Origin of the sequence: Klebsiella sp. 141161 (genome assembly GCF_050600815.1) — a bacterium.
GTDB classification, from domain to species: Bacteria; Pseudomonadota; Gammaproteobacteria; order Enterobacterales; family Enterobacteriaceae; genus Klebsiella; species Klebsiella aerogenes.
The window spans coordinates 626,830-641,318 of the sequence record NZ_JAQIRN010000001.1; the positions used below are offsets into that span (position 1 = coordinate 626,830).

Annotated in this window: 14 protein-coding genes; 10 read left to right on the forward strand and 4 right to left on the reverse strand. The window is 51.8% G+C overall.

Annotation, left to right across the window (positions count from 1 at the left end; genetic code table 11):
* Position 1: 1 nt before the first annotated feature.
* Together pncA and PGR79_RS03010 are read left to right on the forward strand one after the other, a co-directional pair.
* Positions 2–643 (forward strand): bifunctional nicotinamidase/pyrazinamidase, encoded by a 642-nt coding sequence (gene pncA, locus PGR79_RS03005; protein ID WP_015366151.1) that lies wholly within the window; start codon positions 2–4, stop codon positions 641–643.
* A gap of 172 nt (positions 644–815) precedes the next feature.
* Positions 816–2,072: a glycoside hydrolase family 18 protein gene (locus tag PGR79_RS03010; RefSeq protein ID WP_113373628.1), complete on the forward strand. Its 1,257-nt coding sequence runs from the start codon at positions 816–818 to the stop codon at positions 2,070–2,072.
* A 79-nt stretch (positions 2,073–2,151) separates the two neighbouring features.
* On the opposite strand, the gene PGR79_RS03015 is transcribed toward PGR79_RS03010, so the two are convergent.
* Positions 2,152–2,430: a YeaC family protein gene (locus PGR79_RS03015; protein WP_015366149.1), complete on the reverse strand. Its 279-nt coding sequence runs from the start codon at positions 2,428–2,430 to the stop codon at positions 2,152–2,154.
* A gap of 41 nt (positions 2,431–2,471) precedes the next feature.
* On the reverse strand, positions 2,472–2,885 hold the full coding sequence (gene msrB / locus PGR79_RS03020; protein ID WP_045393286.1) for a peptide-methionine (R)-S-oxide reductase MsrB: 414 nt from the start codon (positions 2,883–2,885) through the stop codon (positions 2,472–2,474).
* 338 nt (positions 2,886–3,223) lie between these two features.
* Here msrB and gapA point away from each other — a divergent pair, with 338 nt between their 5' ends.
* Positions 3,224–4,219 (forward strand): glyceraldehyde-3-phosphate dehydrogenase, encoded by a 996-nt coding sequence (gapA, locus tag PGR79_RS03025; protein WP_004203784.1) that lies wholly within the window; start codon positions 3,224–3,226, stop codon positions 4,217–4,219.
* Between the two features lie 71 nt (positions 4,220–4,290).
* On the forward strand, positions 4,291–5,175 hold the full coding sequence (locus tag PGR79_RS03030; RefSeq protein ID WP_087859325.1) for a D-hexose-6-phosphate mutarotase: 885 nt from the start codon (positions 4,291–4,293) through the stop codon (positions 5,173–5,175).
* A gap of 227 nt (positions 5,176–5,402) precedes the next feature.
* On the opposite strand, the gene PGR79_RS03035 is transcribed toward PGR79_RS03030, so the two are convergent.
* Positions 5,403–6,149: a MipA/OmpV family protein gene (locus tag PGR79_RS03035; protein ID WP_087859324.1), complete on the reverse strand. Its 747-nt coding sequence runs from the start codon at positions 6,147–6,149 to the stop codon at positions 5,403–5,405.
* 427 nt (positions 6,150–6,576) lie between these two features.
* Here PGR79_RS03035 and yeaG point away from each other — a divergent pair, with 427 nt between their 5' ends.
* From yeaG to PGR79_RS03065, 6 genes are all read left to right on the forward strand, one after another.
* On the forward strand, positions 6,577–8,511 hold the full coding sequence (gene yeaG / locus PGR79_RS03040) for a protein kinase YeaG (RefSeq protein ID WP_015366145.1): 1,935 nt from the start codon (positions 6,577–6,579) through the stop codon (positions 8,509–8,511).
* Positions 8,512–8,628: 117 nt separating this feature from the next.
* Positions 8,629–9,912, forward strand: coding sequence for a YeaH/YhbH family protein (locus tag PGR79_RS03045; protein WP_087859323.1), 1,284 nt, complete (start codon positions 8,629–8,631; stop codon positions 9,910–9,912).
* A gap of 642 nt (positions 9,913–10,554) precedes the next feature.
* Positions 10,555–10,773, forward strand: coding sequence for a cold-shock protein (locus PGR79_RS03050; RefSeq protein WP_087859322.1), 219 nt, complete (start codon positions 10,555–10,557; stop codon positions 10,771–10,773).
* 205 nt (positions 10,774–10,978) lie between these two features.
* Positions 10,979–12,466: a diguanylate cyclase DgcJ gene (gene dgcJ / locus PGR79_RS03055; RefSeq protein ID WP_271032359.1), complete on the forward strand. Its 1,488-nt coding sequence runs from the start codon at positions 10,979–10,981 to the stop codon at positions 12,464–12,466.
* 64 nt (positions 12,467–12,530) lie between these two features.
* Positions 12,531–13,031, forward strand: a complete 501-nt coding sequence (locus PGR79_RS03060; RefSeq protein WP_430921033.1) for a YbaK/prolyl-tRNA synthetase associated domain-containing protein — start codon at positions 12,531–12,533, stop codon at positions 13,029–13,031.
* Between the two features lie 138 nt (positions 13,032–13,169).
* Positions 13,170–13,616 carry a DUF441 domain-containing protein gene (locus tag PGR79_RS03065; protein ID WP_045374849.1) on the forward strand — a complete coding sequence of 149 codons (447 nt, stop codon included), beginning with the start codon at positions 13,170–13,172 and terminating at the stop codon, positions 13,614–13,616.
* Here the strand turns inward: PGR79_RS03065 and PGR79_RS03070 are convergent.
* Positions 13,600–14,394: an AraC family transcriptional regulator gene (locus PGR79_RS03070; protein ID WP_162750167.1), complete on the reverse strand. Its 795-nt coding sequence runs from the start codon at positions 14,392–14,394 to the stop codon at positions 13,600–13,602. The two genes, PGR79_RS03065 and PGR79_RS03070, sit on opposite strands and share 17 nt — an antisense overlap.
* Positions 14,395–14,489 lie beyond the last annotated feature (95 nt).

A 14,489-nucleotide genomic window follows, 5' to 3' on the forward strand; every position in this document is an offset into this window, starting at 1 on the left:
TATGAGCCACCGCGCGCTGCTATTGGTCGACCTGCAAAACGATTTCTGCGCTGGCGGCGCACTCGCCGTCCCCGAAGGCGACAGCACCATTGATATCGCAAATCAGCTGATTGACTGGAGCCTGGCGCGCGGCGACGCTATCATCGCAAGCCAGGACTGGCATCCGGCCAACCACGGTAGCTTTGCCAGTCAGCATCAGGCGGAACCCTATGCCCAGGGCGAGCTTGATGGCCTGCCGCAGACTTTCTGGCCCGATCACTGCGTGCAGCATAGCGATGGCGCCGCGCTGCACCCGCTACTCAAACAGCAGGCTATTAACGCCGTGTTTCATAAAGGGCAAAATCCGGTAATCGACAGCTACAGCGCGTTTTTCGACAACGGTCACCGGCAGAAAACCGAACTCGATGGCTGGCTGCGCGCGCACGGTGTGACGGAGCTGAACATTCTCGGTCTCGCGACGGATTACTGCGTTAAGTTTACCGTGCTTGATGCGCTGGATTTGGGCTACACCGTCAACGTGATCACCGACGGCTGTCGCGGCGTCAACCTGCAGCCGCAGGACAGCGCCGTTGCCTTTATGGAAATGGCCGCCGCCGGAGCTACGCTCTACACCCTCGACGACTGGCTGGAAACTCAGCCCTGACCTCACGCCCGGCGCACCTCACGCCGGGCGGTATTTACCGCCTCGTTGACCTCGATAAATTGAGCTGTCTCGCAGTTTCCCCGGATAAGGGCTGATACTGTGGGCAGGCTGTTTTTTCGCCACGCCATTTCCGTGGCGTGTGCTTATTTATTATTATCAAAGAGGAACTCCGATGAAACTTTTGCCCTTGCTGGCAGCATTACCCCTGCTCTGCGCCTCTGTCGTTTCCGCGCAATCTTATATGTCGGTCGGCTACTTTAACGGCGGCGGCGACGTCACCGCAGGCCCCGGCGGCGATATCGACAAGCTTGATGTCCGACAAATAACCCACCTTAACTACTCGTTCGGCCTTATCTACAACGATGAAAAAGACGAGACCAACGACGCGCTGAAAGATCCTGACCATCTCCATCAAATCTGGCTGTCGCCGAAAGTACAGGCGGATTTACAAAAACTGCCGGCGCTACGTCAGCAAAACCCGGATCTAAAAGTCCTGCTCTCCGTCGGCGGCTGGGGCGCGCGTGGATTTTCCGGCGCGGCGGCCACGCCGGAAAGCCGGGCGGTGTTTATCCGTTCGGTCCAGCAGGTCATTAACCAGTATGGCCTTGATGGCATCGACCTTGACTGGGAGTTTCCGGTTAACGGTGCCTGGGGATTGGTGGCCAGCCAGCCGGCGGATCGCGATAACTTTACCGCGTTGCTTAAAGAACTGCGTGCCGCCGTCGGCACAAAGAAACTGGTGACCATCGCCGTGGGCGCTAATGTTGAAAGTCCAAAAAGCTGGGTCGACGTGAAAGCGGTCGCCCCGCAGCTGGATTACATCAATCTGATGACCTACGACATGGCCTACGGCACGCAATATTTTAACTCAAATCTCTATGACTCCCGCCACTGGCCGACCGTAGCCGCAGCGGATAAATACAGCGCCGATTTTGTGGTGAATAACTATCTGGCAGCGGGTCTGAAACCAAGTCAGCTGAATCTCGGGATTGGTTTCTATGGCCGGGTCCCGAAACGTGCCGTCGAGCCAGGGATTGACTGGAGTAAGCCAGACGCGCAGAAAAACCCGGCTACCCAACCTTACTTCGGGGCGCAGCAAATCGAGTTGTTTAAATCGCTGGGTTATGACCTGAGCAAAGATACCTATGTGAAATACAACGATATTGTTGCCAAACTGCTCAACGATCCGCAGAAACGCTTTACTGAGCACTGGGATGACGAAGCGAAGGTGCCGTGGTTATCGGTAAATTCTGCCGATGGCAAAGCGCTGTTCGCCCTGTCCTACGAGAACCCTCGTTCGGTGGCGATCAAAGCCGATTACATCAAGAGCAAAGGGTTAGCAGGCGGTATGTTCTGGGAGTATGGCGCTGATGATAAAAACCAGCTTGCCCGCCAGTTGGCCGAGTCGTTAGGCATTAAGACGCAATAAAGCATGAGCCCCGGAAGCCCTGCGCAACCGGGGTGACATGAAAAGCCGCCCGGCTAGACCGGGCGCTCAGTACGGCAGGTTACTGCGGTTTGAACGTTGCAATCGGCTTCGGCACGATACCGAAATCCTCTTTCAATTGCTGTTTACTCTTCATCACCATCTGACCGTTGGTGTCGATGGTCATGTGCTGCGCATCCGTGTTGTTGCGCGCCTGCCACAACATCACCAGCTGCATGCTGTTTTCTTTTTGTTCCGGGGTCAGCGCAACGCCGTCCGGCCATTTTCCTAACTCCACCGCGGTGGCTAAACGTTGGTACAGTTCCGGCGTCATACTGGCAATAATTTGCTCGATATCCATCATCTGCTCATCCGTCTTGGAATAATTTGCTGAATCGTTTCTTAGCCTTTAGTTCGTTCGCCGTTTTGGTCATCGGTGAAGCTTAAAGAGGCCGAATTGACGCAAAAACGCTCGCCGGTCGGCTGCGGGCCATCCGGGAAGACATGCCCCAGGTGCGCATCGCAATTGCCGCAGCGAATTTCCGTACGCTGCATCCCGTGCGAGTAATCATTGAGATAACGAATCGCGTCGTCGCTCACCGGCTCATAGAAGCTCGGCCAGCCACAGCCGGAGTCATACTTGGATTGTGAGTGAAACAGCGGCGCATCGCAGACCAGGCAGTGGTAGATGCCGTCTTTTTTATTATGTAGCAGCCGTCCGGTAAACGGCGGTTCGGTACCGTGATTCTGCGTCACATAAAACTGCATCTCGCTCAATTCTTGTTTGAGCTCGTCAGGAGATGGTTTATTAGCCATGTGATTACTTCTCGCTTTGAAAGGGCAACTTTACCCGTCGATTCTAACAAAACATTAACAATGAAACCTGTACTTTTGTTCTAAACTTATCCGATGCCATCAGGCAGCCAGATAATTGTGATGCTAATCACATTTTTATCTTATATGACCTTTAAAATTCCGGACGCAGTCCCCATATGGAATTGGGCTCAAAGGGAGAGTGAGGCAAATCAATCGCGCAAAGGTCTGCTCAGGATTGATTTGTCGCAATGATTGACACGATTCCGCTTGACGCTGCGTAAGGTTTTTGTAATTTTACAGGCAACCTTTTATTCACTAACAAATAGCTGGTGGAATATATGACTATCAAAGTAGGTATCAACGGTTTTGGCCGTATCGGTCGCATTGTTTTCCGTGCTGCTCAGAAACGTTCTGACATCGAGATCGTTGCAATCAACGACCTGTTAGACGCAGAGTACATGGCTTACATGCTGAAGTATGACTCCACTCACGGTCGTTTCGACGGCACCGTTGAAGTGAAAGACGGTCATCTGGTCGTTAACGGTAAAAAAATCCGTGTTACCGCTGAACGTGACCCGGCTAACCTGAAATGGGACGAAGTTGGTGTTGACGTTGTTGCTGAAGCAACCGGTATCTTCCTGACCGACGAAACCGCTCGTAAACACATCACCGCTGGCGCGAAAAAAGTCGTTCTGACTGGCCCGTCCAAAGACAACACTCCGATGTTCGTTCGCGGCGCTAACTTCGACACTTACGCAGGCCAGGACATCGTTTCTAACGCATCCTGCACCACCAACTGCCTGGCTCCGCTGGCTAAAGTCATCAACGACAACTTCGGTATCGTTGAAGGCCTGATGACCACCGTTCACGCTACCACCGCAACTCAGAAAACCGTTGATGGCCCGTCTCACAAAGACTGGCGCGGCGGCCGCGGCGCAGCTCAGAACATCATCCCGTCCTCTACCGGCGCTGCTAAAGCGGTAGGTAAAGTACTGCCAGAACTGAACGGCAAACTGACCGGTATGGCGTTCCGCGTTCCGACTCCGAACGTATCCGTTGTTGACCTGACCGTTCGTCTGGAAAAAGCAGCGTCCTACGAAGAAATCAAGAAAGCAATCAAAGCGGCTTCTGAAGGCGCAATGAAAGGCGTTCTGGGTTACACCGAAGACGACGTTGTATCTACCGATTTCAACGGCGAAGTTTGCACTTCCGTGTTCGATGCTAAAGCTGGTATCGCACTGAACGACAACTTCGTGAAACTGGTTTCCTGGTACGACAACGAAACTGGTTACTCCAACAAAGTTCTGGACCTGATTGCTCACATCTCCAAATAAGTTGAGATGAATAAGTAATCAATAAGAGCGGCTTCGGTCGCTCTTTTTTTTGCCTGAAAGAGGATGGCGTAATGATTAATAAAATTTTTGCTCTCCCGGTGATTGAACAACTTTCTCCTGCATTCTCCCGCCGTAAGCTGGACGATCTTGAACTTATCGTCGTTGACCACCCGCAGGTAAAAGCTTCCGTCGCCCTGCAGGGCGCTCACCTGCTCTCCTGGCAGCCGGCCGGTGAAGAAGAAGTTTTGTGGTTAAGCAACAATACCCCATTTAAAAACGGCGTCGCCCTGCGCGGCGGCGTACCCATCTGCTGGCCATGGTTCGGCCCGTCAGCGCAGCAGGGGCTACCGTCGCACGGTTTCGCACGCAACCTGCCGTGGGCGCTAAAATGCCAGGACGAAGATGAAAACGGCGTGATGCTGACCTTCGAACTGCAGAGCAGTGACGAAACCCGCAAATACTGGCCGCACGACTTTACGCTGTATGCGCGCTTCAAGCTGGGTAAGACCTGCGAGATCGAACTGGAAGCCCACGGCGAGTTTGAAACCACATCCGCCCTGCACACCTACTTCAACGTTGGCGATATCGCGGCGGTGAAAGTTAGCGGCCTTGGCGACCGCTATGTTGATAAAGTGCTGAATGCCGAAGAAGGCGTGCTGAAAGACGGCATCCAGACCTTCCCGGACCGCACCGACCGCGTTTATCTGAATGCCGAAGCGTGCAGCGTGATTCATGATGATGTGCTGAAGCGCAACATCGACGTGATCCATCGCCATCACGGTAACGTCGTTGCCTGGAACCCGGGCCCGGCGCTTTCCGTCAGCATGGGTGATATGCCGGATGACGGCTACAAAACTTTCGTGTGCGTGGAAACCTGCTGCGTTACCGCGCCGCAGAAAGCCAGCGAAGAGAAACCCACTCGCCTGGCGCAGACCATTCGCGTTGTGAAGCGTTAAGACCGACAAGCGTCTGGCGTGAGCGGATGGCGCTTCGCTTATCCGGCCTACTTAACACCGTGTTTTCCAGGCGACAGTGGGCTCGACCCGTATGCCGGGTAAGGCGTAGCCGCCACCCGGCATAAACGCGAATTGTCGTGGGAGGTCGCCACTTCCGCACCACCGTATAGCAAAACAGGGCATAACGCCCTGTTTTGATGCATAAAAAAGTCTGTGGAAGTGCACTATCAGAAGGAGTAGGTGATCCCCGTCGAAATCAGGCCGCTCCAGGATTTGTCCACCATCGGGCTATCGGTGATTTCGTCAGACAGACGAGTGTAACGGGCAATACCGTAAACGCTCCAGTCACCGAGGAAACGATAGTTCGCCGCCAGCTCCAGATACGGGTTCCAGCTGCTGTCAGGATCGTAGCTGCGCATGCCGCTACGATTCGACTCATGCTTCGAGACGCCGTAGTAGTATTCGTTTTGATTGTCGCTGTTCCACTCCACGCCAATACCCGGCGTCAGGGTCAGGTTGCCGTTGGTATAACGATACAGCCATGCCAAATCCCAGGTGATGCCGTTGCTGTTGTCCAGCGTATCGCCGGCCAGCGTCGTACGCAGGAATCCGTACTGAGTGTTATGAACGTAGCTTAAACCCGCCATCATGGTGGATTTGCGGCGATCCAGCTTGCGCATCTGCGAATTGTCGCTGTCGCCCGGCTTGAAATACATTGGCGACCAGTAAGCGGTCACGGACAGTTTGTCGTTGGTATCATTCCACAGGTAGTAGCCACCACCCAAACCGTGGAACCAGAAGTTTTCACTTTCATAACTAATGACAGGTACTGGGTAAACATCTGCATCATATTGTTTATAAGGATGCTCGACGACGCCCACGCCGGCCCCCAGCGTTAACTTCCCGTCAGCGTGCACTGCGCTAGCTGACGTCGCGATGAACACACCCAGTGCCAGAAGTTTGATTTTAGTCACGATCCATATTCCTGTTGTCAAATAATTAGCGCGTGCAGTTTAACGTCGTAGAGGTCATGCCTCAAATGCTTTACTTGCTCTTACACTAAACCGAACAATTTCCCACTGCTTAATGACTGCCCTTTTGCGACTTCATGACAGATTAATGAAAGGCTTTGGCAAGATATGCGAAAAATTGCCTGGTTTCCGGATGAGTTATTGATATGTCATTGAAATTGAGTTTTAGCGGCATGCAAGTTTTCTAAATGCATCTACGCTTAAATTTAGAAGGTGTAGTCGCAGAGCACGTTATCCAAATCGCTTCTGTAACCTGGCACGAGGGTTGCTGATAAGTAAAGGATGTCGTTCAGCCTGCTCCTTCCGGGGGCCCCTACTATTCATATGAACGGCTCTCAACCTGTGCTAAAAAACGAAAGGACGGCATGCCATGAATATATTCGATCACTATCGCCAGCGCTATGAAGCTGCCAAGGACGAAGAGTTCACACTGCAGGAGTTTCTTACCATCTGCCGGCAAGATCGCAGTGCTTATGCCAACGCGGCAGAGCGGCTATTGACGGCCATTGGTGAACCAGTCATGGTCGATACGGCCCTGGAGCCGCGGCTGTCCCGCCTCTTTTCAAACCGGGTTGTCGCACGCTATCCGGCGTTTGAAGAGTTCTATGGTATGGAAGATGCCATCGAGCAGATTGTTTCCTACCTGAAACATGCTGCGCAGGGTCTGGAAGAGAAAAAACAGATTCTGTATTTGCTGGGGCCGGTCGGCGGCGGTAAATCCTCGCTGGCGGAACGTCTGAAATCGCTGATGCAGCGAGTGCCAATCTACGTGCTGAGCGCCAACGGCGAACGCAGCCCGGTCAACGATCATCCGCTGTGCCTGTTTAACCCGCAGGAGGACGCGCAGATCCTCAATAAAGAATACGGCATTCCTAACCGTTATCTCGGCACAATTATGTCGCCGTGGGCGGCTAAACGCCTGCACGAGTTCGGCGGTGATATCACTAAATTCCGCGTCGTGAAAGTGTGGCCGTCAATCCTCGAACAAATTGCCATCGCCAAAACGGAACCCGGTGATGAAAATAACCAGGACATTTCGGCGCTGGTGGGGAAAGTGGATATCCGTAAACTGGAACACTATGCGCAAAACGATCCGGATGCCTATGGTTACTCCGGCGCGCTGTGCCGCGCCAACCAGGGGATCATGGAATTCGTCGAGATGTTTAAAGCGCCGATTAAAGTATTGCACCCCCTGCTGACGGCGACCCAGGAAGGCAACTATAACGGAACCGAGGGTATCTCCGCCCTGCCGTTCAACGGTATTATCCTCGCGCACTCCAACGAATCCGAGTGGGTGACCTTCCGTAATAACAAAAACAACGAGGCGTTCCTTGACCGTGTCTATATCGTCAAAGTGCCTTATTGCTTGCGCATCTCGGAAGAGATCCGTATTTATGAAAAATTGTTGAATAACAGTGAGCTGACCCATGCGCCATGCGCCCCTGGAACGCTCGAAACGCTGTCGCGCTTCTCAATCCTGTCGCGCCTGAAAGAGCCGGAAAACTCGAGCATCTACTCGAAGATGCGCGTCTATGACGGCGAAAGCTTAAAAGATACCGATCCGAAAGCGAAATCCTACCAGGAGTATCGTGATTACGCCGGCGTTGACGAAGGGATGAACGGTCTCTCTACCCGTTTTGCCTTTAAAATTCTCTCAAGGGTGTTTAACTTCGATCATGCCGAAGTGGCGGCTAACCCGGTCCATCTGTTCTACGTACTGGAACAGCAAATCGAACGCGAACAGTTCCCGCAGGAGCAGGCCGAACGTTATCTGGAATTCCTCAAAGGCTATCTGATCCCGAAATACGCCGAGTTTATCGGTAAAGAGATCCAGACTGCTTATCTTGAGTCTTATTCCGAATATGGACAGAACATTTTTGACAGATATGTCACTTATGCGGATTTCTGGATTCAGGATCAGGAGTACCGCGATCCGGATACCGGGCAACTGTTCGACCGTGAGTCGCTGAATTCGGAACTGGAGAAAATCGAGAAACCCGCCGGGATCAGCAACCCGAAAGATTTCCGTAACGAAATCGTCAACTTCGTGCTGCGCGCCAGAGCGAATAACAGCGGACGTAATCCGAACTGGACCAGCTATGAGAAACTGCGCACGGTTATTGAGAAGAAAATGTTCTCCAATACCGAGGAGCTGTTGCCGGTCATTTCGTTCAATGCCAAAACGTCTACCGACGAGCAGAAAAAACACGATGACTTTGTCGATCGCATGATGGAAAAAGGCTATACCCGTAAACAGGTGCGCCTGCTGTGCGAATGGTACCTGCGGGTACGTAAATCGTCCTGATAGCGACAAACCCGGTAGCCGCGGCTGCCGGGTTTCAGCACCACTGCTCGTATAACGAAAGACATATACCCTAAGCAACATCAGGGTACAGTTGGCAAATGCAGTACAGGAGGGCATATGACCTGGTTCATAGACCGACGCCTGAACGGGAAGAACAAAAGCGCTGTCAATCGTCAGCGCTTTCTGCGCCGTTACAAGGCGCAGATAAAGCAGTCGATCTCCGAAGCCATCAATAAACGTTCGGTGACCGATATCGACAGCGGTGAATCCGTCTCCATTCCGACGGACGATATTAACGAGCCAATGTTTCATCAGGGGCGCGGCGGGCTACGTAATCGCGTCCATCCCGGCAACGATCACTTTGTGCAGAACGACCGCATTGAACGCCCACAGGGCGGCGGCGGTGGAGGCGGCGGTGGTCAGGGGCAAGCCAGCGCCGATGGCGAGGGCCAGGATGAATTCGTCTTTCAGATTTCCAAAGATGAATATCTTGACCTGCTGTTTGAAGATCTGGCCCTTCCCAACCTGAAGAAAAACCAGCAACGCCAGTTGAACGAGTTCAAAACCCATCGTGCGGGTTTTACCGCCAACGGCGTGCCGGCCAATATCAGCGTGGTGCGTTCATTACAGAATTCGCTGGCGCGGCGAACCGCGATGACCGCCGGTAAACGGCGCGAACTGCGGGCATTGGAAGACTGTCTCGATACCATTGCCAAAAGCGAACCAGCGCAGCTGCTGGAAGAGGAGCGGCTACGTAAAGAGATTGCGGAACTGCGGGCTAAAATTGAGCGCGTGCCGTTTATCGACACGTTTGATTTACGCTATAAAAACTATGAGAAACGACCGGAGCCTTCAAGCCAGGCGGTGATGTTCTGCCTGATGGATGTTTCTGGTTCAATGGACCAGTCCACAAAAGACATGGCGAAACGTTTTTACATTCTGCTGTATTTGTTCCTCAGCCGGACCTATAAAAACGTTGAAGTGGTCTATATCCGCCACCACACCCAGGCGAAAGAGGTGGATGAACATGAGTTTTTCTATTCCCAGGAGACCGGCGGCACGATTGTTTCAAGCGCCCTGAAGTTGATGGATGAGGTTGTTAAAGCCCGCTATGACCCGGCGCAGTGGAATATTTACGCCGCGCAGGCGTCGGATGGCGATAACTGGGCAGACGACTCGCCGCTGTGTCATGAACTGCTGGCGAAGAAAATACTGCCGGTGGTTCGTTACTACAGCTATATCGAAATCACCCGCCGCGCCCACCAGACTCTGTGGCGCGAGTATGAACATCTGCAGGCAACATTTGAGAATTTTGCTATGCAGCATATTCGCGATCAGGAAGATATTTACCCGGTGTTCCGTGAACTGTTCCATAAACAAGGCACCACCAGCAATACTTAGCCTCATTAATCAGCCAGATAAATACCCATTCTGGCTGATTTTTCTGTTCCACAAACACATAAATAGCCAGGTTCAGGCTCCGCTCATTTACATTTAGATAATTACCGAATTAATCCTTTACGCATTGGGCCTCTGGATGGCTAAAATAAATGTTGCACTATTTTTTCTACTATGCGTTAATGGCTACGTCGATTTGAAAGACAGAAAGATATTACCCAAGCAGTTACTCACACCTCCAGGCGCTATCGCTGATACCACCTTTCCTGAGTCTCTCCAATAGTATTAAGATTCTTCTGCAAATCAAATCCTGTATGCTTTGATACATTAAAAAACTGGATAGAAGATGACTAATAAGAGTAATGGCTTAGTAAGACGGTTAAACGCCGGCTAAATTTGATGCGAACTTCTGATTTACGATAACGATGACGGCTTTGACCTGAGTAGATAAATAAGAAGCATCTCATTCAAATCACCACAAAATGGCATAAATTGATAACATAATTTGTCAGGCATGCTATTTTTAGTAGTAACATTAAAGATATTTCCGTTTTGAAGCTCAGCCCACCAGAAACTTTACGTATTTATAATCTGTGGATGTGTGACAAAATGTAAAAAAACATAATAATATAAAAGGATAAAATTATGATTAACAATATTCATTTCCGATGCCCGTGCTGCCATGGGTCACAGTACAGAACCTCACATTTTGATGTGAGCGAAAAAAATCCCTTCGGCGCGAAATGCATTTTTTGTAAATCCGACATGGTGACTTTTGACAATATCGAATCTATCGATGTTTATCAGCCTGTCATGTCACAGCTCGCCGGAAGCGGCAAAATGTTTGCCTCCGCCGCCTCATGAGTGGCCTTAGGCCAGTCCTGCGCACTCTTCAGACACGCGTCATGAAGAGTGCCGCTTTTTAGTCCAGCCTGCCTTGCCCTATTCTCCACTCCTGAACTATCTGTCAGCATAGTTTTCTGACCAGCCGTTCGTTCACCCACGCTCTGGTAGCCAGTTTATCCACTATGATAAAATCAGCTAAACGAGTAGGACGAATGCAAACATCATGAAATTACAGAATAAATTACTGCGACATGTTATTTCCGCAGGCGTCGTGGTGTTGACGTCTTCATTTCTCGTATACGAATTAATCGCTACCCATCGCGATATGTCAGGCTATATGCGATACATCATAGAAAAAGGAGAATCGACCTTTCTCTATGATAAGTATCAGAATCAACTCATCATCTCTCAGTTTCTGCGCAAGCTGGATACTCCCCCAAACCAAACAGAGTTAGAACAGGTCTGTAATAGCGTACAACACAACGGGGATGTCAGTGGTTTGAATATCGCCGGCTATACCTATCCCCAATTGCATGGCACCCTAAGCGCCGCACATGCCGACTGCGGCAAATGGCGTGGAGATATTCCTGCGCTCCAGGCATTCGATCGCGCGGTTGCCAGAAATGATAGCTGGCAGCCAGAGGTTCCTGCGACGCTCAAATCAGAAAAACGCTTTCGCTATTACATAGATCTGGTAAATAAATACATCTACTTTTATGCGCCCGTCAGAATTAAAAGCAATCCGATACAGAACTGGAATTTTCTTCAGGACAGTAAACTGGGTATTAGCCAGGCCAGCCTTGATGGTTTAGAACAGGGTCGTTCGCTCATCTCGACCGTGTATGTTGATGCGATGACGGGAAAGAATATTTTATCGTTTTTAACGCCAGTGTATTTCAAGGATAAGCTGAAAGGCGTAGTGATGGTCGATGTGACCGCGCAAGAGATTGAGGCCTTGTTATACACCAGCGACCGACCTTTGGTCTGGCGCTATCTGGATATTACCTTGAAGGATTCCGATACCGGCGCGCTCATTGAGGTACATAATAGTAAAACACATCTGTTGAATTACGCCCATTACACCCATCAGGTAGCAGAAAACTTACGGATAACCTTATCTCTTGATATTATGTATTTTCTGCTCAGCTCGTGGAAACTCTTCCTGTTTTATTTACTCTCAACCGCCGCGTTACTGCACCTGGTGCGGGTTCATTTCCGCCACTACAACTCGGTGTCGAAAGAGAATATCAGCGATACCATGACCGGCCTTTATAATCGTAAGATCCTTACCCCGATGCTGGAATCACGCCTGCAACGACTTACCGCGCAAGGGGTTAACGTCGTTACAATGGCCCTTGACTGCGATGGACTGAAAAAGATCAACGATACCTGGGGGCATAACGCCGGCGACGAAGCGATTATTCTTCTGGCGCAGGCTATTTCCGCTTCTATTCGCAGCAGCGATTATGGCGTGCGCTTAGGAGGCGATGAGTTCTTTCTAATTCTGATCGATTATCCGGAAGATGAAGCGGAAAATATCCCGGCGAGGATCCGGCAATATCTGGCGATTCATGACCATCAACAGCGCGTCGATTTCTCCTGGGGAGCGGAACATCTCGCGCCAGAACACTCACTCGGTGAAGCAATGAAAGCAGCCGATGCGCGCCTGTATATAAACAAAAAGCAGAAAAAAATCCCCGGCATTCGCTGATAAGTTTTTCATTGCCGCCGCGCGGAGTTAAGCTTGCCCTTTTCAGCAGAGGAACCATCGCAATATGCAATCGCCAGAGACAGCCGACATACACCAGCGGTTATGCCGCCTCCTTGATGAGCAGCAGGCTCGCTATCGGGTCATGGAACATGAAGCCGTTGGCAAATGTGAAGCCGTATCTGCAATCCGCGGTACCGCGTTGGGACAGGGCGCCAAAGCGCTGGTCTGTAAAGTGAAAGGTAATGGGATAAACCAGCACGTACTGGCTATCCTTGCCGCCGATCAGCAGGCCGATTTATCCCGTCTGGCGCAGCATATTGGCGGCAGTAAAGCGTCGCTCGCCAGCCCGGCGGAGGTCGATGCTCTTACCGCCTACGTATTTGGCGCCATTCCGCCGTTTAGCTTTCACCCTAAGCTAAAACTGGTCGCCGACCCGCTGCTGTTCGAACGTTTTACCGAGATAGCCTTTAATGCCGGCCTGCTGGAAAAATCGATCATTATGAATACCGACGACTATCTGCGTATCGCCCGCCCTGAGCTGGCAGCGTTCCGTCGCGTCATTTAGCACATCGCCAGTGTGCGACAAGATTCGCGGGCGGCACTGGTAGACTGATTTGCAGTAAATAAATTAAAAGCCTGTTTATTCACGCGATTATGCGTAGAGTAAGCAGGTTTCTTTTTTATTTTGGCAAGGACCTCTGGAATGTTCGATACAACCCTGTTTATCTTGCTGGGGCTGGCGGCGCTCGGCTTTATCAGTCATAACACCACGGTCGCTATCTCAATACTGGTGCTCATCATCGTGCGGGTGACGCCGCTTAATGTTTTCTTTCCCTGGATTGAAAAGCAGGGGCTGACCATCGGTATCATCATTTTGACCATCGGCGTGATGGCTCCCATCGCCAGCGGAACGCTACCGCCCTCAACGCTGCTCCACTCTTTTGTGAACTGGAAGTCACTGCTGGCGATTGCCGTGGGCGTGTTCGTCTCGTGGCTTGGCGGACGTGGCGTCGCGCTAATGGGTTCGCAGCCTCAGCTGGTCGCCGGGCTGCTGGTGGGTACCGTACTGGGCGTTGCGCTGTTTCGCGGTGTCCCGGTCGGGCCGCTTATCGCCGCCGGCATTATTTCGCTTTTTATCGGAAAGGCTTAGATAAACTGGCGTGGTAGCGGCCAGGCGTTTGCCCTAATCCTTTTTTAAACATGGTGATAAAGGCGGTTGTTGAATCATAACCGAGCGTCTGGGCGGTTTGCTGTACCGTCTGTCCGCGCACCAGCATCTGCAGCGCCAGGATCAGCTGCAGCTGGTGCCGCCAGCGGCGAAAGCTAAGCCCGGTCTCCCGCACCACCAGCCGTGCCAGATTGCGTTCGCTCATGGCGAACGCCGCCGCCCACTGCGAGAGCGTCTGCCAGTGCGCCGGATCGCGGGCCATCGTGTCGGCCATCCGGCGGATCTTCGGATGTCCTGAAACCGGCAGCTGCAGATGTTCCTGCGGTTGTTGCGGTAGCTCATCAAATAATACCTGCACCAGGCGCTGCGTAGGCGACGTGTCAAGCGCCTCCCTGCCGCGTTCGGCAAGGGTCATAATCAACTCTCGCACCAGCGGTGAGATTTTTAACGTGCAGCAATGCTCAGGCATCGGCGCCGCCCCCGGTTCAATGAACAAAAAGCACACCTGCGCTCCTGGCGTTGCGCGATTGCTGTGCGGGAGTTGACCCGGTACCCACACCGCATACAGCGGCGGCACCATCCACATGGCGTTATCCACTTCGCAGGTTAAAGCGCCGTGCAACGCGAGGATCAGCTGACCTTTGCGGTGCTGATGACGCGGAATAAACTGCTCGTCGTCCACCACCTGAATGCGAAACGCCAGCGCCGCTTCATGGCCGCTATCTGGTTCATAGCCGTCTAAACCCAGTCCAATCATCAAATTGTCCGATATTAGCGATAATCTGTCATTTTAGCTTGATTCAAACAGCCGTTAAACAGGCTATTGTTACGACCCTGTTTATTAGTCTGAGAATG